Origin of the sequence: Streptomyces sp. NPDC059355 (genome assembly GCF_042752335.1) — a bacterium.
Lineage (GTDB): Bacteria > Actinomycetota > Actinomycetes > Streptomycetales > Streptomycetaceae > Streptomyces.
Map to the genome: position 1 here is coordinate 1 of NZ_JBHYXN010000079.1, position 18,652 is coordinate 18,652.

General features: G+C 71.3%; 19 protein-coding genes. 10 read left to right on the top strand and 9 right to left on the bottom strand.

The window, feature by feature from the left end:
- The first annotated feature begins 156 nt into the window (after positions 1–156).
- Positions 157–711 carry a GNAT family N-acetyltransferase gene (locus ACFXGI_RS37865; protein WP_384717357.1) on the top strand — a complete coding sequence of 185 codons (555 nt, stop codon included), beginning with the start codon at positions 157–159 and terminating at the stop codon, positions 709–711.
- A gap of 11 nt (positions 712–722) precedes the next feature.
- Here the strand turns inward: ACFXGI_RS37865 and ACFXGI_RS37870 are convergent, their stop codons facing one another.
- From ACFXGI_RS37870 to ACFXGI_RS37895, 6 genes are all read right to left on the bottom strand, one after another.
- A complete protein-coding gene (locus tag ACFXGI_RS37870) occupies positions 723–2,231 on the bottom strand; it encodes a type VI secretion protein (protein WP_384717360.1) in 1,509 nt (502 codons plus the stop codon).
- Positions 2,232–3,650 carry an ATP-binding protein gene (locus ACFXGI_RS37875; protein ID WP_030858750.1) on the bottom strand — a complete coding sequence of 473 codons (1,419 nt, stop codon included), beginning with the start codon at positions 3,648–3,650 and terminating at the stop codon, positions 2,232–2,234.
- A 19-nt stretch (positions 3,651–3,669) separates the two neighbouring features.
- On the bottom strand, positions 3,670–5,232 hold the full coding sequence (locus ACFXGI_RS37880) for an SCO6880 family protein (protein WP_384717364.1): 1,563 nt from the start codon (positions 5,230–5,232) through the stop codon (positions 3,670–3,672).
- The gene (locus ACFXGI_RS37885) at positions 5,229–6,548 is read right to left on the bottom strand and encodes a hypothetical protein (RefSeq protein WP_384717367.1); all 1,320 of its coding nucleotides are present in this window, start codon (positions 6,546–6,548) and stop codon (positions 5,229–5,231) included. The genes ACFXGI_RS37880 and ACFXGI_RS37885 overlap by 4 nt, the downstream gene beginning before the upstream one ends.
- Entirely contained in the window at positions 6,538–7,389 is an 852-nt protein-coding gene (locus ACFXGI_RS37890) for a hypothetical protein (RefSeq protein ID WP_384717370.1), read from the bottom strand. Before ACFXGI_RS37890 ends, ACFXGI_RS37885 begins: the two co-directional genes overlap by 11 nt.
- Positions 7,390–7,465: 76 nt before the next feature.
- Positions 7,466–7,774, bottom strand: coding sequence for a hypothetical protein (locus ACFXGI_RS37895; RefSeq protein ID WP_136213834.1), 309 nt, complete (start codon positions 7,772–7,774; stop codon positions 7,466–7,468).
- A gap of 412 nt (positions 7,775–8,186) precedes the next feature.
- On the opposite strand from ACFXGI_RS37895, the gene ACFXGI_RS37900 reads away from it, so the two are divergent.
- The gene (locus ACFXGI_RS37900) at positions 8,187–8,891 is read left to right on the top strand and encodes a hypothetical protein (RefSeq protein ID WP_384717373.1); all 705 of its coding nucleotides are present in this window, start codon (positions 8,187–8,189) and stop codon (positions 8,889–8,891) included.
- A gap of 36 nt (positions 8,892–8,927) precedes the next feature.
- Here the strand turns inward: ACFXGI_RS37900 and ACFXGI_RS37905 are convergent, their stop codons facing one another.
- Positions 8,928–9,779 carry a pentapeptide repeat-containing protein gene (locus tag ACFXGI_RS37905; protein ID WP_384717376.1) on the bottom strand — a complete coding sequence of 284 codons (852 nt, stop codon included), beginning with the start codon at positions 9,777–9,779 and terminating at the stop codon, positions 8,928–8,930.
- Between the two features lie 68 nt (positions 9,780–9,847).
- On the opposite strand from ACFXGI_RS37905, the gene ACFXGI_RS37910 reads away from it, so the two are divergent.
- The 4 genes from ACFXGI_RS37910 (at position 9,848) to ACFXGI_RS37925 (ending at position 14,360) form a co-directional block, all read left to right on the top strand.
- Positions 9,848–10,642 carry a thioesterase family protein gene (locus ACFXGI_RS37910; protein ID WP_384717379.1) on the top strand — a complete coding sequence of 265 codons (795 nt, stop codon included), beginning with the start codon at positions 9,848–9,850 and terminating at the stop codon, positions 10,640–10,642.
- A 61-nt stretch (positions 10,643–10,703) separates the two neighbouring features.
- Positions 10,704–12,368, top strand: a complete 1,665-nt coding sequence (locus tag ACFXGI_RS37915) for a serine/threonine-protein kinase (protein ID WP_384717382.1) — start codon at positions 10,704–10,706, stop codon at positions 12,366–12,368.
- 73 nt (positions 12,369–12,441) lie between these two features.
- Positions 12,442–13,443, top strand: a complete 1,002-nt coding sequence (locus tag ACFXGI_RS37920; RefSeq protein WP_384717401.1) for an NlpC/P60 family protein — start codon at positions 12,442–12,444, stop codon at positions 13,441–13,443.
- Between the two features lie 218 nt (positions 13,444–13,661).
- A complete protein-coding gene (locus tag ACFXGI_RS37925) occupies positions 13,662–14,360 on the top strand; it encodes a phosphatase PAP2 family protein (RefSeq protein WP_384717385.1) in 699 nt (232 codons plus the stop codon).
- Between the two features lie 150 nt (positions 14,361–14,510).
- Here ACFXGI_RS37925 and ACFXGI_RS37930 read toward each other — a convergent pair whose 3' ends face one another.
- Positions 14,511–14,744: a hypothetical protein gene (locus ACFXGI_RS37930; RefSeq protein WP_030858730.1), complete on the bottom strand. Its 234-nt coding sequence runs from the start codon at positions 14,742–14,744 to the stop codon at positions 14,511–14,513.
- Positions 14,745–15,171: 427 nt separating this feature from the next.
- Between ACFXGI_RS37930 and ACFXGI_RS37935 the strand changes: the two genes are divergently transcribed.
- Complete coding sequence (locus ACFXGI_RS37935) at positions 15,172–16,005, top strand: hypothetical protein (protein WP_384717389.1); 834 nt, start codon at positions 15,172–15,174, stop codon at positions 16,003–16,005.
- Between the two features lie 141 nt (positions 16,006–16,146).
- On the top strand, positions 16,147–16,299 hold the full coding sequence (locus tag ACFXGI_RS37940) for a hypothetical protein (RefSeq protein WP_165937309.1): 153 nt from the start codon (positions 16,147–16,149) through the stop codon (positions 16,297–16,299).
- A gap of 15 nt (positions 16,300–16,314) precedes the next feature.
- On the opposite strand, the gene ACFXGI_RS37945 is transcribed toward ACFXGI_RS37940, so the two are convergent.
- Positions 16,315–16,722, bottom strand: a complete 408-nt coding sequence (locus ACFXGI_RS37945; protein ID WP_384717392.1) for a metal-sensitive transcriptional regulator — start codon at positions 16,720–16,722, stop codon at positions 16,315–16,317.
- Between the two features lie 205 nt (positions 16,723–16,927).
- Here ACFXGI_RS37945 and ACFXGI_RS37950 point away from each other — a divergent pair, with 205 nt between their 5' ends.
- Positions 16,928–17,548, top strand: a complete 621-nt coding sequence (locus tag ACFXGI_RS37950; protein ID WP_384717395.1) for a DUF47 domain-containing protein — start codon at positions 16,928–16,930, stop codon at positions 17,546–17,548.
- A 5-nt stretch (positions 17,549–17,553) separates the two neighbouring features.
- Positions 17,554–18,555 carry an anion permease gene (locus ACFXGI_RS37955; protein ID WP_384717398.1) on the top strand — a complete coding sequence of 334 codons (1,002 nt, stop codon included), beginning with the start codon at positions 17,554–17,556 and terminating at the stop codon, positions 18,553–18,555.
- Positions 18,556–18,652 lie beyond the last annotated feature (97 nt).

The following is an 18,652-nucleotide window of genomic DNA, read 5'->3' on the forward strand; positions in this document are numbered from 1 at the left end:
GAAGCTAAGCCTTTCAGCGCCGATGGTACTGCAGGGGGGACCCTGTGGGAGAGTAGGACGCCGCCGAACAATCATTGTAGAAAGCCCCGTACCGGTTATCCGGTACGGGGCTTTTCTGCGTTTACGGGCATGCAGTCCTGTGATTGGATCCGGGGCATGGATCAGTTTGTGATGCGTGCCGTGCGGGCCGATGAGTGGGAGAAGGTCAAGGAGCTGCGGATCGCCGCGCTCAATGACCCCGCGGCGCCTGTGGCCTTCCTGGAGACCCTGGACCAGGCCGCGGCCAGGCCCGACGAGTTCTGGCAGGACCGGGCGAAGAGGGCTTCGCACGGGCGGTACGCGCGGCAGTTCGTGGCCGAAGCACCTGACGGGCAGTGGGCCGGGTCCGTGACCGTCCTCGTCGAAGAGGGCGGGGCCACCGATTTCTTCGAGCGCGCCATCGAGCGGACCCAGGGGCACCTGGTGGGTGTGTTCGTACGTCCCGAGCAGCGCGGTACCGGGCTGACCGAGGGGCTCTTCGCGGCCGCGCTGGAGTGGGCCTGGTCGTTGGAGGGGCCGGCGCTGGAGCGCGTACGGCTCTTCGTGCACGAGGAGAACGCACGCGCCGCGGCCTTCTACCGGCGGTTCGGATTCCGGGCGACCGGGGAGGTCCTGCCGGTACCGGCGGATCCGGGCGCCAAGGAGCTCGAGTACGTGTTGCCGCGTCCCTAGCGGACACCCCCCTAGTGCTGGAGGGCTGCTGCCTCCGGCCAGCGGGCGCGGGCCTGTTCGCGGCTGCGGGACAGGGCGAGCAGGGGGAGGGACCCCTCCTGCAGGAGCTCCGGGAGCTGGGGGATCGGGGCCACGGCCGCGACGTCCTCCAGGACCAGCGTGAGTGGTGGGTCGAGCCGGCCGTGGGATGACCGTGCGGCCATGCGGCGGCCGTGCTCGACCACGCTCGCGGCGAGTGCGGTGAGCAGCGGCATCGCACCCGGGTGGGTACGGGGATCTTCCAGCGATTCGCCCACCACGTAGAGGGTGCCCCCTTCGGCGACGAACGATGCCAGCGTCAGTGCATCTGTTCGGTTCGGGTTACAGGCCTCGCGGATGTGGATCGACGTGAGGCAGGAGAGGGCGCGGGCCGTCAGGTGCTGGGCCTGTTCGCGGCGTTCGGGGTGGGCGGTGAGGGCGCTCTCCAGCTCGCCGGCGGCGCCGGGGGCGGCTTGGGGGTGCGTACGCAGGATGCGGACCGGGTCCTGGGCGCTGTTGCCCTGGGCCCAGCGGTGCAGCTGCTTGAACGGGCGGTCGTCGAGGGCCACTGCTTGCAGCCAGCTGCGCAGGAGTGTTTCCGCCGTGTCGGCGATGGCCGCGTCCATGCGGGCCTGGGGGCGTACGGAGGCCAGGAGCGCGATCGCGCGGGCGGCGGCGGTGTCGCGGTCGGCGCAGGAGTCGGCGGGGTTCCAGTGCATGCGGGCCGGGGTGTCGCAGAGGTGCGAGGGGTCGTAGAGGAGGACCGGGCCGAGTTTGGCGCGGGCGTCCTTCGTCTCCGCCCAGAGGGCGGGCGAGGAGGTGACGACCAGGGCCGCGCCTTCGGCTGCCGCCAGGGCTTGGAGGGCCAGGGGGTGTCGCTGGGCCGGAGTGCCGTACGCCATGTGGGTGTTGCCGTTGCCGCCGCTGTGGTCGGGGGGGCCGCCCCCGTGCCCGCGGGCCTCGAACGCCGGCGGGGCCGGATGGGGCACCGCGGCCGGGACGGGCGGCGTGGGTGCGTGGTGCGGAGCGGCCGGGATCTTGGTGCCGGCGCTGCCGGGGGCGCTGCCCCCGGACCCCCGGGTCTCGAAGGCCGGCGGGGCCGGATGTGCCGCCGGGTGCGGATCGGCCGGGACGGGCGGCGGGGCCGGCGTGGATCGGCGGGACCTCGTACGGGCGATGACGCCCATGACGAAGATCGTCAGGACGAGCAGGATCAGGAGCTGGCTGATGAAGAGGCCCCAGAACAGGCCCCAGCCCGAGAGGGCCGAGGGGGCCGTGTCCGGCCAGGCTCCCGGGATGTCGTGCGGTTGAGCTATCAGGGCGCGGACCGCGCCCGGGGTACGGGTGAACGTCACCGCGGACGGCCAGGCGCCCTTCGAGAAGAGCGCGGCCAGGCCCGTGGACGTCCAGACCAGAGCCGCCAGGCCCAGGAGGAACGCCAGGAGGGCGATCAGGAGGGCGTCCGGGATACCGCCCGGTTTGGCGTTCCGTTCCTCGTGCATTTAGGCCACCGTTGTTGCCGAGCCCGGGCCGCCGTTGCGGTGGCGTTCCATCAGGAGGGCTCTTTCCTCCGCCTCCAGTTCGGCTGCCAGCAGGTCGTCGGGGAGCTGGGGTCCGGACGAGGACTCCGTCATGGCGCGGTCGGTGTAGACCAGGGGGCGTTCGGCCTCCGTGATGAGGTGTTTGACCACCTGGACGTTGCCGTTGACGTCCCAGACCGCGATGCCCGGGGTGAGGGTCGGGATGATCTCCACCGCCCAGCGGGGGAGGCCCAGGACCCGGCCCGTCGCTCGGGCCTCGTCGGCCTTCTGGGCGTAGATCGTGCGCGTGGAGGCCATCTTGAGGATGGCTGCCGCCTCGCGGGCGGCCGCCCCGTCGACCACGTCGGACAGGTGGTGGACGACGGCCACGAAGGACAGGCCGAGGCGGCGGCCGAACTTCAGCAGGCGCTGGAACAGCTGGGCCACGAACGGGCTGTTGATGATGTGCCAGGCTTCCTCGACCAGGAAGATGCGCTTCTTGCGGTCGGGGCGGATCCAGGTGTGTTCCAGCCAGACGCCCACGATCGCCATCAGGATCGGCATGGCGATCGAGTTGCGGTCGATGTGGGAGAGGTCGAAGACGATGAGCGGGGCGTCGAGGTCGATGCCCACCGTCGTGGGGCCGTCGAACATGCCGCGCAGGTCGCCGTCCACCAGGCGGTCGAGGACGAGCGCGACGTCGAGGCCCCAGGCGCGGACATCGTCTATGTCGACGTTCATGGCCTCCGCGGACTCGGCCTCCGGGTGGCGGAGTTGTTCCACGATGTCCGTGAGGACCGGCTGGCGGTCGCGGATCGCGTCGACGACGTACGCGTGCGCGACCTTGAGCGCGAAGCCGGAGCGCTCGTCGAGGCCGTGGCCCATGGCGACTTCGATGATGGTCCGGAGCAGCGCGAGCTGGCCCGTCGTCGTGATCGCCGGGTCGAGGGGGTTGAGGCGGATCCCGTCGTCGTTGGCGGCGATGGGGTCCAGGCGGATGGGGGTTATCCCCAGCTGCTGGGCGATGAGGTTCCACTCGCCGACGCCGTCCTCGCCCTGGGCGTCGAGGACGACGACCTGGCGGTCCCGGAAGCGGAGCTGGCGCAGGACGTACGTCTTCTCCAGGGCGGACTTGCCGTTTCCGGACTCGCCGAGGACCAGCCAGTGCGGGGCCGGCAGCTGCTGGCCGTACAGCTGGAAGGGGTCGTAGATGTAGCCCTTGCCGCTGTAGACCTCGCGGCCGATGATGACGCCGGAGTCGCCGAGTCCGGGGGCGGCGGTGGGCAGGTAGACGGCCTGCGCCTGCCCGGTGGAGGTGCGTACGGGCAGGCGCGTGGTCTCGACCTTGCCGAACAGGAAGCTGGTGAAGGCGTCCGTCAGAGCGGACATGGGATCTCGCATGGGCGGCACTTCCCTCCAGCTAGCGTCGGATGCCGGTGGCGAACGGCAAGGTGTTGACGAAGGCGCGGTGGTGCTCGCGGTCGCACCACTCCAGCTTCAGGTAGGACTTGCCCGCCGAGGCGCGGATGGTGCGCTTGTCGCGGGCGAGGGCTTCCGGAGAACGAGAGGACACCGTGATGTACCCGACGAGGTTGACTCCTGCCGCACCGCTGGCGAGATCTTCACCTCTTTGGTCGAGGCGGCCGTGGGCGGCGATGTCGCGGGGGTCGACGGTGCGGTTCATCTTGGCGGCGCGGCTGGCGTCGGCCTCGTCGTTGGTCTTCTCGGTGAGCATGCGCTCGATGGCCACCTCGGTGGGCTCCAGATCCATGGTGACGGCGACGGTGCGGATCACGTCGGGGGTGTGGACGAGGAGGGGCGCGAGGAAGTTGACGCCGACCGGGGTCATCGGCCACTCCTTCACCCAGGCGGTGGCGTGGCACCAGGGGGCGCGGGTGGAGGACTCGCGGGTCTTGGCCTGGAGGAAGGTGGGCTCGACCGCGTCGAGTTCGGCCGGCCAGGCGTTGCGCTTGGTCATGGCCTGGATGTGGTCGATGGGGTGGTCCGGGTCGTACATGGAGTGCAGGAGGGAGGCGAGGCGGCCCTGGCCGAGGGGCTGGCGGACGCGGATGTCGGCCTCGGCGAGGCGGGCGCAGATGTCGGTGAGCTCGCGGGCCATGACGATGGCGAGGCCGGCGTCGCGGTCGAGCTTGCGGCCCTTGTGGGGGGTGCCGGCGCGGGCGATGGTGTGGGCCTCGGCGGCGAGTTCGCGCGTGTAGTGCATGCAGGCGACGAGGTACGCGCGGTGCTGCTCGGAGGAGGTGGAGACCATCGACTGGAGCTGGTCGTACGAGTCGCGCAGCCAGACGGGGGCGTTGGTGTCGCCGCGCTGGGCGACGTCCTTGGCGTGGGCGTCCGGGTCGGCGGGGAGCGTACGGGCGAGCATCTGGAGGCGGGTGACGAAGCCGTCGCCGTTGGCCACGTGCTTGAGGAGGGTGCCGAAGCGGTCGACGAGGGCTTCCTGGTCCTCGCTGTCGCGCAGGCCCACGCCGGGGCCCTCGATCTCGATGGCGGCGGTGACGGTTCTGCGGTCGGCGTGGAGGAGGACGGCGATCTCGTCGGGGCCGAAGGGGGCGGCGAGCCAGTTGATCCGGCCGATGCCGGGGGGCGGGCCGACCTCGACCTCGCGGCCGTCGGCGGCGCGGACGCCGGCCTCCATGGCGGAGGAGCGGTACGTCGTACCGCGGCGCAGGGTGCGCTTGTAGCTGCGGTTGATCTCGAACCACTTGTAGAAGGTTCGGCCCTTGTACGGGACGTACACGGCGGCGAGCGCGAGCATGGGGAACCCGGCGAGGCTGACGATGCGCAGGGTGAGGCCGGGGACGAGCAGGCCGCTCATCATGCCGAAGAACGCGCCGACGATGATCAGGGCGATCTCGCCGCTCTCGCGGTTCTTGCCGACGATCGCGTTCGGCCGGGCCCGGCCGATGAGATACGTGCGGCGGGGCGCGATCGGGTGCAGCTGGTGTGACTGGGTCGTCAACGCCCGTCACCTCCTGTGTTCCTCGTACTCGAGCTCGTGCGGGGCGGGGGTGTGGCGGAGGGGATGGATCCGCCGCCGGCCCCGCCGCCGGAGGTGGGGCGGCTGCTGTGGGCGGCCACGCCTCCGGAGAGGGGGTTGGCGGGGCGGGGGGCGCTGGAGCCGCCGCCGTCACCGCCGCCGCGGTGGGCGCCGCGGCTGCTGTGCGTCTTGATGCCCTGGGATACGAGGGAGGCCGGGGAGCTGATGACGGCTGCGGCCTGGGCGCCGTCGGTGGCCTTGCTGCGGTTGGACCGGGCGGAGGCGATCTCGTCGCCGAAGCCGGGTACGAAGCGGTAGATCATCGCGGAGGCGAAGATGGCCAGGAGGATGATCGCGAGGCCGGAGACCACGGCGGAGAAGGCGTTCGGGCCCTTCTCGCCCGCGAGGGCTCCGGCGAGGCCGAGGACGATGACGATGACCGGCTTCACGAGGATGACGGCGATCATGATGCCGGCCCAGCGGCGGACGTGGCCCCAGAGGTTCCGGTCGACGAGCCCGGCGTAGACGACGACGCCGAGGAGGGCTCCGACGTAGAGGAGGGCGGCCCGGATGAAGAGTTCGAGGAAGAGGACGCCGGCGGCGAGGACGGTGACGAGCGAGACGACGATCAGCATGATCGGGCCGCCGCCGATGGAGTCGCCCTTCTTGAGGGCCTCGATGAAGGAGCCGAAGAAGACGTCGGTCTGGCCGCCGCTCGCCGATGCGATGACTTCCGTGACGCCGTCGGTCGCGGAGACGACGGTGTAGAGGATCAGGGGGGTGAAGGCGGAGGCGAGGACGGTGAGCCAGAGGAAGCCGACGGCTTCGGAGATGGCGGTGGTGAGGGGGACGCCGCGGATGGCGCGTTTGGCGACCGCGAAGAGCCAGAGCACGAGCGTGAGGATCGTGGAGGCGGCGAAGACGACGGCGTACTGCTTGAGGAAGGCGCCGTTGGTGAAGTCGACGTTGGCCGTGCCGTTGATCGCTTTGCTGAGCTCGGTGACGATCCAGGCCGCGGCGTCGGCGCAGCCCTTGGAGAGGGAGGCGAGGGGGTTGAGGGCATCGGCCGGGTCGTTGGGGGCCAGGCCCGTGCGGGGGGCGCCTGCGGCGCCATCGCCGCGCTCGCAGTAGTCCTTGGCCGGACCTCGGATCAGATCGCAGGGGTCGTTGCTCGCCTGCGGGCTGGGCGTCGGGTCGGGCGTGGGAGCGGCGACCGCGCGGGTGGCCAGGAGGACCGCGGTGGTCTGCAAGGCGGCTACGACGGCTGCGAAGGACAAGCCGCGACGACTAGCGTGCATAGGTGAGCCCCCCGAACTGCGACACGGCGGCGGCCATCTCCTCGGCGGAGGCGGCCCTCTGGTCCCGGCCGACCGGGGCCGGGCCGTCCTTCTGTGTGAAGTCGGCGACGCGCCAGTCGCCGTTGATCCAGCGGAGCTCGAACGTGTTGGTGTACCAGCTTTCCGCGACCGGGTTCTTCGAGCCCTCGCCCGCGAGACCGAACAGGGTCGAGTGCCAGACGGAGACGGTGGCGGCGTCGGTGGAGAACTTCTCCACCTTGGTCCCGACAGGGCTCGTACGGGAGATGAACTGAAGGCCCTTCGGGGCCTTGCCGGCGCCATCGAGGCCGATGCGCGCCAGGAACTGCGCATCCGTGTAGACGCGGTCAAGGTCGCTTTGGCGCGCGGCGGCCACACTCGGCACGTACACGGCCTGGACGACGGCCTTTCTGCGGGCGCTGTCGAACATGCCGTCAGAACCCAGTGCTACCGCGAAGTTGGCTGCGGCCGACTGGGCGCCCTGCTCGGTTTGGGCGAAGCCCGAGGGGATTCCGCCGTTCTTGCCGTCCACCGGGCGGGTGCCCGTTGCTTCTGTGGAGGAGGCTGCCGGTGGGGATTGGTCGGCCGGGGTTTCGGGGGTGTCTCCGGATTGGTTGGCGAAGGCGATCGCGGCGATCAGGAGGACCACCACGCCGACCACCGTGACCAGGCCGCGCGAGGCGCGGGGGGTGCGGCGGGGCGGGGTGCCGTACGAGTCGGAGGCGGAGTCCGGGAGGCGGGTGCGGGTCTGGCCCGTGCCGCCGACTTCGCCGTACCCGCTGCCGCCGGCGCCGCCGCCACCGTACTGGTCGTCGTTGCTCATTCCGTGTCCGCCCCCTCCGCCTCGTACGACGGTAGCGCTGGTTGTCTTCAGGTCCGGCAGCCGGTGGGCGGCCCGGCTAGACGGCCATTCCGTAGACGATGGTGAAGAGGGTGCCGAGGGAGCCGATGATGAACACGCCGGTCAGGCCGGCGACGATCAGGCCCTTGCCCTGCTCCGCGCTGAAGGTGTCGCGCAGGGCGGTCGCGCCGATGCGCTGCTTGGCCGCGCCCCAGATGGCGATGCCGAGGCAGAGGAGGATCGCGACGGCCATGACCACCTCGACCATGACCTTCGCTTCATTGCCGAGACTGCCGAACGGCCCCCAGTTCGGGGCGATTCCGCCGATGATGGTGGTGATGTCGCCCTTTTCGGCTGCCAGGATCATGTAACTCACCGCCCCTGTATGGGTAGTTCCGGTAGCCCGTGCCCGACGGCAGGGGTCACGCACTATCTTCGCTGATGAAACCGGCGTCGTACGTCGACTTGACGGCTCTCTTTACCCGATCTCCCGCCCTTCGGCCCGCCCGTGCGCTCTGACCTGGGCGCGGGCGGCGGGTACGCGCGAGAACATATGGTCACTCTGTGTATCACGGGGGGTGGCCCCGGGCAGTGATTGCCCTCTCGGCGTGCGGGCGGCCGCTCGGGTGGCCGCCGTTCGGCGCAGTGTGCGGGCGTGTCGTTGGGCCGAGCCGATGACGTTCGTCCGACATTCCGTCAGTCGTTCGATCTTTATGGTGTGTTGCGGGAGATGCTCCAGGCCGTTCGGTAGACGCTGGGACGAGGCGAGGAGTGGATCAATGGGTTCCGCAATGCATTTCGGTCGGCGCGCGTGGCTGGCTGCCGGGTTCGCAGTTCCGCTGGTGATCGCGCTCGCGGGCACCTCGGTTCCGGCGATGGCCGCAGCTCAGGGAACGGGCGCGGCGATCGCGCCCGGCTGGAGCAGCGGCAAGTGTCCTGAGCCGGACGCGAGGACGCTGCCGGCCAGGGCTCCCGGCAAGGCGGCCAAGGCTGCGAAGGCCAGGAAGGCGGCCAAGCCCGCGAACTCGTGCGGGCCGAAGGGCGACCGGGGTCCCCAGGGGCCCAAGGGCGACCGGGGTCCGAAGGGTGACCGCGGGCCGCAGGGGCCCAGGGGTGACAAGGGTGACAAGGGCCCGAAGGGGGATCGCGGGCAGCAGGGGCCGCACGGGCCGTGCGAGGACATCGATACGACCCTGGGGCAGAGCGACACGGAGTTCAGCGCCGTGCTGCACCGCGGGCGGACCTCCCTGGGCGCACGGGAGACGAACACGCCGGTCGGCTCGTACACCTGGAGGGACCTCACGACGCAGCTCAACCCGGGGCACCCGCGCAACGCGTGCGGGGTCGCGGTCAACACCGTGGGCTACACGGTGTACGTGAAGGTGCTGACGACCACGGGCGACGTGTTCGAGAACCAGTGCACGTACACGCAGACGGCCGTGCTCAGCTGCCCGTCGGGCTGGACGGCGATCATCAGGCCGTGAGCGGGTGCCGGGACCGGTGCCGGTGCCGGTGCCGGTTTACGCGGACCAGTGGGCGGGCCGGGCCAAGGTCGAAGGGATCTTGGTCGCGGCGTCGCCCCGGGCCGCGCCCAGCTGGGGCTGGGTCAGGAAGAGGGCGTCGTTCAGGTCCGCCCCGCGCAGGTCGGCGTCGCGGAAGTCGGCGCCGATGAGGTCGGCGAGGCGCAGGTCGGCGCCGCGGAGGTTCGCGGCGATCAGGTAGGCGCCGCGGAGGTTGGCGCCGCGCAGGTCCGCGCCGGCGAGGCGGGCGCCCATGAGGTCGGCGCCGCGGTGGTTCTTCTTGCGGGCCGGGGCCTTGGCTCGGGCCAGTTCGCTGGCGCGCAGGAGGAGCGTGTTGACGCGCCCGCGCAGGGCGCCGACGTCCAGGGCGGTGAGGGCGTCCGCGTCGGCCGCGGTCCACCGGACGGTCTCGGCCTGTGCGTGGCGCAGGTCCGCGTGGACCGGGGCGGCCGCCGGGAGGGTGAGGGCCTCGGTGACGTAGAAGAGCAGCTCGTGCAGTTGCCGCAGTACCGGGAAGACCTCGTACATCGCGCCGGCCGTGCCGGGGTGCGTGCGCCAGTCACGGCCGCCGAAGGTCACCTGGGAGACCTGCTGGCCCGCGCCGAAGCAGTCGAAGACGGTGCAGCCCTGGAAGCCCTTGTCGCGCAGGCGGGTGTGGATGCCGCAGCGGAAGTCCTCCCGGAGGTTCTTGCAGGGGGTTCCGGCGGCCTTGTTCGCGGCGAAGTCGTTGGACTTGGCGAAGGGCAGCGCGACGCAGCAGAGCGCGAAGCAGTTGGAGCAGTCTGCCTGCAGGACGGGCAGTGAGGGGAGGGCGGGGTCGGCAGGTGCGGGGGTGGCGGGGTTGGCGGACACCCCTCCATTGTGACCGGTCGGGGGCGGGGGTCTGGCGGGGCGGGTTACCTGTCGGTAGCGTCTGCGCCATGGCGATCTCCGAGGCGTTCTTCGAGCGGGTCGATGCCGGGCGGTTCCTGGCCACCGAGTACACGCGCGGGCCGTGGGACCCGGGTTCGCAGCACGCCGGGCCGCCGGCCGCGCTGCTCGGCCGGGCCGTGGAGGAGCGGGAGGGCGCCCGCTCGGACATGCGGGTCGCGAGGATCACGTACGACATCCTGCGGCCCGTGCCGATCGGGCCGCTGGAGGTCACCACCTCGGTGCTCCGGGCCGGCCGCGGCACCGAGGTGGTCGAGGCCGCCCTCGCCCCGGCCGGGGCCGCGCCGGTGATGCTCGCGCGGGCGCTGCGGATCCGGGTGGCCGGGGAGGCCGTACCGGGCGTGGCGCCGGGGCCGCAGCTGCCGCCGCCCGGGGAGGTGGGGCCGACGCCGTTCTTCCCGGTGCCGTGGGAGACCGGCTACCACTCGGCGATGGAGACCCGGTTCACCGAGGGCGCGTTCGTGTCGCTGGGGCCGGGCACCTGCTGGATGCGGATGAAGGTGCCGCTCATCGCAGGGGAGGAGACCCGGCCGCTGGACCGGGTGCTGGTCGCCGCCGATTCGGGGAACGGGATCAGTTCGGTGATGGACTTCGGCCGGTACGTGTTCGTCAACGGCGACCTGACCGTGCACCTGCACCGCCACCCGGTGGGCGAGTGGGCCTGCGTGGAGGCCGCCACGAGCGTGGACGCGGGCGGGATCGGGCTGGCGGACGCCCGGCTGCACGACGAGAAGGGGCCCATCGGGCGGAGCGCCCAGAGCCTGTTCGTCGCACCGCGTTCCTGACACCCCGATCCTGGTCAACCCGCCTGTTCCGTAGGGGAGTCGGTGTGGCAGGCTCGTGCCGGTGGAGGCTCTGAGAGACGTCGATCCCGCCCGTATCGGGGCGCACGCCCTGCTGGCCCGGCTCGGTGCCGGAGGGATGGGGCAGGTGTACCTCGGGCGCTCGCCCGGCGGCCGCCTGGTGGCCGTGAAGGTGATCCGGGACGAGATCACCGGGCATCCGGAGGCCCTCGCCCGGTTCCGGCGCGAGGCCGAGACCGTACGGGCGGTGCGCTCGGCGTACACGGCGAACCTGATCGACGCCTCGCTGGCGGAGCCGCCGTTCTGGCTGGCGACGGAGTACGTGGCGGGGCCGACGCTCGGTCATGCCGTGGCGGAGCGCGGCGGTTTGCCCGCGCCGACCTGCCGGCGGCTGTTCGCGGCCCTCGCGGAGGGGCTGGCGAGCGTCCACGCGTACGGGGTGACCCACCGGGACCTCAAGCCGCAGAACGTCATCCTGGGCGCGCAGGGTCCGCAGCTCATCGACTTCGGCATCGCGCGGGGGGTCGGGGAGACGGCCCTCACCCAGGACGGGCAGGCGCCGGGGACGCCGGGGTACACGGCGCCGGAGGTGCTGCTGGGCGCGGAGGCCGGGGCCGCCGCGGACGTCTTCGCGCTGGGCGCGACGCTCGCGTACGCGGCGACCGGGCGGCCGCCGTTCGGTACGGGCGTGGCGGCGACGGTCGGCTACCGGGCGGTGCACGAGCCGATCGACGTGGCCGGGGTGGAGCCGGGGCTGGCGGCGCTGATCGAGGCGTGCGTGGCGAAGGACCCGGCGGCGCGGCCCGGGCCGGCGGAGGTGATCGCCCGGTGCGGGGTGCGGGACGCGCTGATCGACGACCCCGTGTACCCGGGGCTGGGGGCGCTGGGCGAGGCCGTGCCGGTGCACGAGATGCGCACGCAGGGGCCGGGCCTGCCGGCCGGCTACACGCCGACGCAGTACGCGCCCACGACGCCGCCGGCGCGGAGCCGGGGGAGGGCGGGTGTGTGGGTGGCGGCCGGGGCCGCGCTGGCCCTGGTGGGGGCCGTGGCGGTCTGGAAGCTGCCGCTGGGCGGCGGGGGTGGCGAGGGCGACCGGGCCGGCGCGGACAGCCCGGCTCCGAGCCGGAGCCTGAACCTGGGCCCGAGCCCTGCCGGCCAGAGCAGCGGCATCCCCGCGGCGCAAGCTCCGGCCGGTCCGCCCGCGTACATCCGGCAGACCGTGCCCAACCTGGACGACTACAGCCCCGTCCGGCGGGGCTGCACCCGGCCCGTGGAGGAAAAGGGGCTCCTCGACTTCCAGAGCGCGTTGCCCAGGACCCCCGACGACCCCCAGCTCAAGTCGGGCAAGGTGCAGATCGGCGTGCGGGTCAAGAACGCGCTGCCGGACGCACCGCCCTATTACGTGGCCGTCGTCGTGAAGCCGCAGCACGAGGTCGACGAGAACGGCCGGTCCACGGCCGTGACCGACAACCGCCAGCTCGGCTTCGTTGCCAAAGCCCGGGACCTGTACGAAGGTGACGAGTTGGACTGGAAGTACGCCGTCTACCCGGACGACTTCTCCATGCAGCTCAACGGAAAGACCGTCAAGGCACCTCCGCTCGCGCAGGATCCCGGAGGGTGGACGGTGGTGTTCCGGCACGCCACATCGGATACGGATCACAAGAGCTTCGACTGCGACGGATTCGACAGCGGGCCGCAAAAGGGATAAATCCGACACGTCGCAGGGAATCCCGGTGAAAGACCGGACGATGGGGGAGGGTTGACGAGTGCGCAGATTCTGGATGATCGGCGGGATCGGCTTCGGAGTGTGTCTGTGCTTCGTGGCTCTCCTCGTGGTCGGCACGTACTCCGCCGCCGCGGGCATCGCGACCGGTGGCGGCCGCGCCGTCGGCCTTGCCAAGGGGGCCGTTCCCGGGAAGTACCAAGCCTTGGTGCAGAAGTGGGGCCTCCTCTGCCCGACCCTGTCGCCGGCCGTCCTCGCCGCCCAGCTCTACTCGGAGAGCGGCTGGGACCCGGACATCGTCAGTCCGGCGGACGCGCGCGGCATCGCCCAGTTCATCCCGGGTACGTGGGCCACCCACGGAATCGACGGGGACGGTGACGGCGACCGCGACATCTGGGACCCCAACGATGCGATCCCGTCGGCGGCTTCGTACGACTGTGAGCTCGCCGGTTCGGTACGCAACGTCCCGGGAGACGCCGTCAGCAACATGCTCGCGGCCTACAACGCCGGCCCGGGCGCGGTGATCAAGCACCAGGGCGTGCCCCCGTACAACGAGACCCAGGGGTACGTGAAGGCCATCACGACCCTTGCCAAGAGCTTCGAGCGGCCCGTCGGGCGGGTGGCGCCCTCGCAGCAGGCGGCCGGGGCCATCTATTTCGCGCAGAAGCAGTTGGGGACGCCGTACCTGTGGGGCGGGAACGGGACGCCCGATCAGGACGGGCGGTTCGACTGCTCCGGGCTGACCAAGGCCTCGTACGAGTCGGTGGGGATCGAGCTGCCGCGCGTGGCCAACGACCAGTACAACGCCGGTCCGCACCCCTCGCGCGGGGAACTGCTCCCCGGCGACCTGGTGTTCTTCTCCGATGATCTGACGAACTCCCGGGCGATCCACCACGTCGGCCTGTACGTGGGCGGCGGGTACATGATCAACGCCCCGTACACCGGCGCCGTGATCCGCTTCGACAGGATCGACAGCCCGGACTACTTCGGCGCGACGCGTGTCACCAAGGACGGGGCCGCGGCCCTGCCCGACCGCGGTGCCGGCGCCAAGTCCTCGTGATGCCGCCACCCTTGCCACGCTGAGTCAACCCGAGGCCCTGAGCTGCGACGACGAGTCTCTCTTCGATAACGTTGCCGTGATCATTTCGTGGAGAGTGGAACGTGGCGTTCAGAACGGGCGTTCCATGGACGCAGGCTTGATCAACGGGGGGGGGTTCAGGGGCGCACACCGCCGTGCGCCCGAGGGGAACCGAGCAAGGGCTAAGGGGCCGTATCGCCATGGCTGGACTCACAAACGGTGGGCCGAACGTGGACGTCAGCCTGCTGTACGACATCAACGGACTGGCGCGGCACGCCCCGGCCGCCGTCGACCGGGCCGTCGGTCTCGTCGGCTCGTACGGGATCCCGCTGGCCCTGGTGCTGCTCTTCCTGTGGTGCTGGCACGGTACGCGCCGGCAGGACGACGTTGCGGCCGCCGAGTCGTTCGCCGCCCTCGTATGGGCTCCGCTCGCCGCCGCCCTCGTCCTCCTCGTGAACGTCCCGCTGCGCGCGTTCGTCGCCCGGCCGCGGCCGTCCGCCGCACACAACGGCCTGGACGTGCTCGCCCCGTACTCCGGCCCAGGCGACTTCTCCTTCGTCAGCGGCCACGCCGGCCTCGCGATGGCCCTGGGCGTCGGCCTGTTCATCGCCAACCGCAAGCTCGGGCTCATCGGGATCGGGCTGGCCCTCGCCGAGGGCCTGTGCCGGGTGTACCTCGGCGTCCACTACCCCACCGACGTCATCGGTGGCTTCGCCCTCGGCACCGCCGTCGTCCTGCTGCCCGCCCCGCTCGCGATGGCGCTGCTGACCCCGGTGGTGCGGGCGGTGGCCCGCTCGCCGCGCGCCGGCCGGCTGGTCCGCGCCAAGCGGCGCGCCCTGTCGCGCCCGGTGGACCTCGCGCAGCCGCAGGCCCCGCACGAAAGCGGCCTCGCGGCGTAGGTCCCGTACGAAAGCGGCCTCGCGGCCCAGGGGGCGTCCTGCCTCAAGGGCGCCCGTACGCGTCCCATACGGAGATCAGGACGGCCGCCAGCAGGCACAGGCCCGCTCCGGCGAAGCACAGGCGGACCGCCCTGCGGCGGGGGCGCGGGGTCACGGGTCGCCGCCCTCCGTGCCATGGCCCTCCGTGTCCTCCTCGCGGCGGTACCGCGAGCGCAGCCACAGACCGGTGGCCACGGCCGCCGCGGTGGTCGCCCCGATGGCCAGGGCCACGTCGGCCGGACCGTCCGCCGAACCCGTCGGGCGTGCCGAGGCCGCGGCGGCGGGCGTGAGCGTGATGAGCAGGGCCCAGAGGAGGGCGGCGACGCGGGGCGCGGGTCCTGGCATGCATCCAGGGCATCCGCTCCCGGACGGCCCGGCCAGCCGGGCCGTCCGAACGGGCGATCCGCGGGGCCCGCGGGGCTCAGGTCGAGGTGTGCAGGTCCGCGTCCCTGCGGGCCAGATCGCGGGAGCGGCGGGCCGGGCCCCGCCAGCCGCAGGTGCACGAAGCCGTGCAGAAAGAGCCCCGTTCGGCGGTGCTCGTGGTGTGCCCGGTGGGCCCGGCAGGTGGCCCCTCCATGGGACGGAAGTGCGGCACGACGTCAAGCGGAGGGACAAGCGACGCTTTGCTGTGCGAATCCACACCACCAAGGTACCCGGGTCCCGGAGGGGCCCGGGAGGGCGGCGGCCCGTGACGGGAAACCCCGGACCTCGTTAACCGGAGCGGGTGGGGGCCTCGGGCAAGCAGCGGTCATGCGTTGGGGGTTGGCAGGCGATGGTGGTGCACCAGCACAGGCGGCGGCGCGGGCGTGCGGGTGAGGCGGTGCTCGCCCTCGGCATGGCCGTGACCGTGGCCGCGATGAGCGGGTGCGGAGGCACGGACCGGGCCGACGCCCGGCCCCCCGCCGACCCGGCCGCGACCGTACGGGCAGCCGCCGACCGGCTGGCGGAGACCGGCAGCGCGCAGGCCCGTACCGCGATGGAGATGGCCACGGGCGGGACCCGGGTCACGATCCGCGGCGAGGGCGGGGTCGACTTCAAGAACCGGATGGGCCAGCTCCTGGTGATGCTCCCGGCGGACGCGGCCGGCAAGGACGAGCACCGGCCCATCACCGAGCTGCTCGTCCCCGGGGCCCTGTACATGAAGAACCGGGGCGCGGGTGTGCCCGACGACAAGTGGGTCCGCGTGGACACGACGGCCCTCGCCGACGGGAACCTCGTCACGGGCGGGGCCACCGACCCGCTGGCCGCGGCCGAGCTGCTGCGCGGCGTACAGGAGGCGACGTACGTGGGCGAGACCGAGGTGGCGGGCACCAAGGTGCGGCACTACCGGGGGACCACCGACATCGGCCGGGCCGCGAAGAGCGCCTCACCGGCGGTCAAGGGGGCGCTGGAGGCGGCGGCGAAAGGGTTCAGCACGGACATCGTCCCGTTCGACGTGTACCTCGACGAGGAGGGCCGGGTGCGGAAGGTCCGGCACCGCTTCAGGTATGTCAACAATGGCGTGATCGATGTCTCCTCGACCACGCTGCTCTACGGGTTCGGGACGCCGGTGAAGGTCGTATTGCCCGCGAGCGGGGACATTTACGCCGGGAAGATCGCCCAGTAGCGGGCCGGACGGTGCCGGGGCGGCGCGACCGGGCCATGGCCCGGTATCCGGAAATGGTCCATCCGTGTCATGCGCACAGCGCCCCGCCCTCCCTACGCTGAGACGGCCCCTGACCGATGACGGCAGATCGAGGTGACACGCGTGACTCCCGCAGGCGGGACGACGGTGCAGGACCACGTGGCGCTCGCCGAGATCGAACTGTGCGGCGAGCTGATCATCGCGGCGTCCGCGGCGGACGAGGAGCGGCTCAGCCAGGACCGGATCGACGAGGTCCTGATGGGGCTCGGGCTGTAGCCGCCGCCGTGCCGGTCAGGTGCGCAGCAGGCGCGCGATCGCCTTCGTCGCTTCCTCGACCTTGGCGTCGATCTCGTCCCCGCCCCTGACGGCCGCGTCGGCGACGCAGTGCCGCAGGTGCTCCTCGAGCAGCTGGAGTGCGAAGGACTGGAGGGCCTTCGTGCTCGCCGAGACCTGGGTGAGTATGTCGATGCAGTAGACGTCCTCGTCGACCAGTCGCTGCAGGCCGCGGATCTGGCCCTCGATGCGGCGCAGCCGCTTGAGGTGCTCGTCCTTCTGGTGGTGGTAGCCGTGCACCGCGCCGGTGGCGGTGGTGGTGGCGGCAGTGCCGGTACCAGTACCAGTACCAGTACCAATACCGGAGGTCGTTCCCGTACCGGCGGTGACGTCGGCTCCGGAGCCCTCCGCCTCGATGGCAGTCATGCGTCCTCCCGTGGTCCGGATCGAGGGGGTGTATACCCCTCATGGGTATAGGGTACCGGGCCCCGAACGGCGCGGCAGGGGCCCGTGGTCCTCACTCTGCCTGATGGAGGACACTGGGTAATCGCCCGGAACCGCCGGTTAGCCCTGGCCGGGGGATGCGCCTAGCATCAGCCTGACCGAATCCAATGCACCCCGAGGACCTCACGTGCGATTTCGTCTGACCCCCAGGGAGACGAGCTTCTATGACATGTTCGCCGCATCCGCGGACAACATCGTCACGGGCTCCAAGCTCCTGATGGAACTGCTCGGAGCGGACTCCTCCGCCCGAGTCGAGATCGCGGAGCGGATGCGGGCAGCCGAGCACGCGGGGGACGACGCCACCCACGCGATCTTCCACCAGCTGAACTCCTCCTTCATCACGCCGTTCGACCGCGAGGACATCTACAACCTGGCCTCGTCGCTCGACGACATCATGGACTTCATGGAGGAGGCCGTCGACCTGGTCGTCCTGTACCAGGTGGAGGAGCTCCCGAAGGGTGTCGAGCAGCAGATCGAGGTACTGGCGCGTGCGGCCGAGCTGACCGCCGAGGCCATGCCGCACCTGCGGACGATGGACAACCTGACCGAGTACTGGATCGAGGTCAACCGCCTTGAGAACCAGGCCGACCAGATCCACCGCAAGCTGCTCGCGACGCTCTTCAACGGCAAGTACGACGCCATCGAGGTGCTGAAGCTCAAGCAGATCGTCGACGTGCTCGAAGAGGCGGCCGACGCGTTCGAGCACGTCGCGAACACGGTGGAGACCATCGCGGTCAAGGAGTCCTGAACCTCGTGGACACCTTCGCTCTGATCGTGACCATCGGTGTCGCGCTCGGTTTCACGTACACCAACGGTTTCCACGACTCGGCGAACGCGATCGCGACCTCGGTCTCGACCCGCGCGCTGACTCCGCGCGCCGCCCTGGCGATGGCCGCGGTGATGAACCTCGCCGGTGCCTTCCTGGGCAGCGGGGTCGCCAAGACGGTCAGCGAGGGCCTGATCGAAACGCCCCAGGGCAACCGGGGCATGTGGATCCTCTTCGCGGCGCTGGTCGGCGCGATCGTCTGGAATCTGATCACCTGGTACTTCGGCCTCCCGTCCTCCTCCTCGCACGCGCTGTTCGGCGGCATGGTCGGCGCGGCACTGGCCGGCGGCACCGGTGTCATCTGGAGCGGGGTGATCGACAAGGTCGTCATCCCGATGTTCGTCTCGCCAGTCGTCGGCCTGCTCGTCGGTTACCTGGTGATGGTGGCCATCCTGTGGATGTTCCGCCGGTCCAACCCGCACAAGGCCAAGCACGGCTTCCGTATCGCGCAGACCGTGTCCGCGGCCGGCATGGCGCTCGGTCACGGTCTCCAGGACGCGCAGAAGACGATGGGCATCGTCGTGATGGCCCTGGTCATCGCCGATGTGCAGACCGCCGACGCGCCGATCCCGATCTGGGTCAAGATCGTGTGTGCCGTGATGCTCTCGCTCGGTACGTACGCGGGCGGCTGGCGCATCATGCGGACCCTCGGCCGCAAGATCATCGAGCTGGACCCGCCGCAGGGGTTCGCCGCCGAGACCACCGGTGCCTCGATCATGTTCGGCTCGGCGTTCCTGTTCCACGCGCCGATCTCCACCACCCACGTGATCACCTCGGCGATCATGGGCGTGGGTGCGACCAAGCGGGTCAACGCGGTCCGCTGGGGTGTCGCCAAGAACATCGTGCTGGGCTGGTTCATCACCATGCCGGCCGCGGCCCTGGTCGCCGCGCTCAGCTTCTGGATCGTGGACCTGGCCTTCGTCGGCTAGGCCGTGTTGTGAAAGTGCTGGTCACAGCCATTCGTTGATGGCTGCGACCAGCACGGTCGCTTCGTAGCGGACTGCGAGTTTGTCGTACCTGGTGGCG